The sequence below is a fragment of the Syntrophorhabdus sp. genome, from assembly GCA_012719415.1.
Lineage (GTDB): Bacteria > Desulfobacterota > Syntrophorhabdia > Syntrophorhabdales > Syntrophorhabdaceae > Delta-02.
The window spans coordinates 1-1,654 of sequence record JAAYAK010000191.1 but is presented as its reverse complement, the minus strand read 5'-3'; the positions used below and the strand labels follow the sequence as shown (position 1 = coordinate 1,654).

2 protein-coding genes are annotated in these 1,654 nt (G+C 59.1%); both read right to left on the bottom strand.

What is annotated here, in order from left to right; genetic code table 11:
- Positions 1–148 precede the first annotated feature (148 nt).
- Positions 149–1,279 (bottom strand): HDOD domain-containing protein, encoded by a 1,131-nt coding sequence (locus tag GXX82_11020; protein ID NLT23567.1) that lies wholly within the window; start codon positions 1,277–1,279, stop codon positions 149–151.
- A 187-nt stretch (positions 1,280–1,466) separates the two neighbouring features.
- The coding region (locus GXX82_11015; GenBank protein NLT23566.1) for a hypothetical protein at positions 1,467–1,654 on the bottom strand (188 nt) is incomplete at its 5' end.

Sequence of the window (1,654 nt, the reverse complement as noted above, 5' to 3'; positions counted from 1 at the left end):
AGATCACGGTGATCACATCACGGATACTGCCGGCGGTCGGCCAGAAATTGAAGGTCACGGGAACCGTCAAGGAGGCCTTCGCCATAGGCACCGGAAAGCTCCTCGTCATACAGGAAAGGAACGATCCGCGGTGAGAGGGTAACGTCGTCTACGCTGCTCCCGCGTAGGATTCGACCGTTTGGCGAGCCTTTTCCATGTCGCGGATGAGGGCCGGGGTGATTAGGTCGACGATGTTGCCGCTGAGGTTGAACTTCCGGTAGTACTCTTCCCGCACAGGCAGTACCTGCTCGTCTTCGCCGGAATACCCCAGGGTCTTGGAGATGAGGTCCGCGAGGCAGACGACAAAGGCCTGTTGCACGACGCTCTCGGGGATGGTCTCTGGCTGAGAGAAGCATGGCGCGTGGTGGTGTTCGATGGTGTCGGCAACGGCATCAGGCAGTTGCCACTTGCGGGCGATGAACGCCCCGATGGCGGCATGGTTGATGTGGTATTGCCTGTCCTCCCTGATGAGCGCCGGCAGGTCCGGTACCGGTTCTCCTCTTTTTTCAAGGAGCGGAAAGAGGTATCTCCCTATGTCATGGAGGAGCCCCATCGTCCCCAGAGCGTATTCGGGCAACCCGAAAAGCGACCTGCCCAGGTGGCCCGCGCATGCGGAAACAACGGCCGAGTGACTCCACAACCTCACATGCCGCTGACGGTCGTCCCCCCGCACGGCCGGGACCGTGTTGTTCACCATGTCCTCAACGAGGAGGGACCGTACGTTGTTGTATCCGAGAAGCGTTATGGCTCTTCCTATCGCCGTCACCTTTTCGGCCTGGCCGAAGTATGCCGAATTGACGGTCCTCAGGACCTTTGCCGAGAACGCCGGGTTCGTCGACACAAGGGTGGTCACTTCCCCGGAATTTGATTGAGGGTCCTGCAGAAGACGAAGGAGATTGAGCGATACCGTCGACACCGTGGGCAGACCTGAGACCTTGCGGCGGAGTGTCTCCTTGATGGCATCGTCGACAAAGCAATAGGGAACAGGGCAGAGACCTTCCTGCACGGGGACGTAAGGGATCTCACCCAGAGCGGGATAGGCCTCCAGGATAACCGATCGCTCTTCCCGATCCGGTCTCACACGGTCGAACGGCCGCGGTCCGGCCTCCTCTCCGGAATGGAGAGCGGAGCCTCTGTCTGAAAGCCTTCCGGCAGCGGCGGTCGGTCGTTTCCCCCGGTAAAGGATGTACAGGAGGACAAAAACCGCCACGAACCCCAGCACTACGAGCGCCACCGTCATGATCGACCCAACCTTAAACCTGTTCGGATTTCTTGACTATATTATCGCCGGCTCCGGCTTTGACTTAAGGAAGATCTGACAACTATTCGGAAATCCCGACGTGAAAGGGTAGCGCAGACCGTGTGTCCTCCCGCGAAGCGGGATGCCAGGGGACTGATACGGGCGAGAGACCGCTGTTTCACTCCGTTTACCCGGCCAGGAGTTCGCGGACCTTGAGGAGGAGTCTGTCGAGCGTCAGGGGCTTGGCAATGAAATCGATCTCTTTGCCCTCTATCCCTTTTTCCAGGATGATATCCTTCGTGTATCCGCTCGTGAAGAGCACCCGGACACGCGGGTCCATCCGGTGCATCTCTTCATAGACCTCGCGTCCGTTCT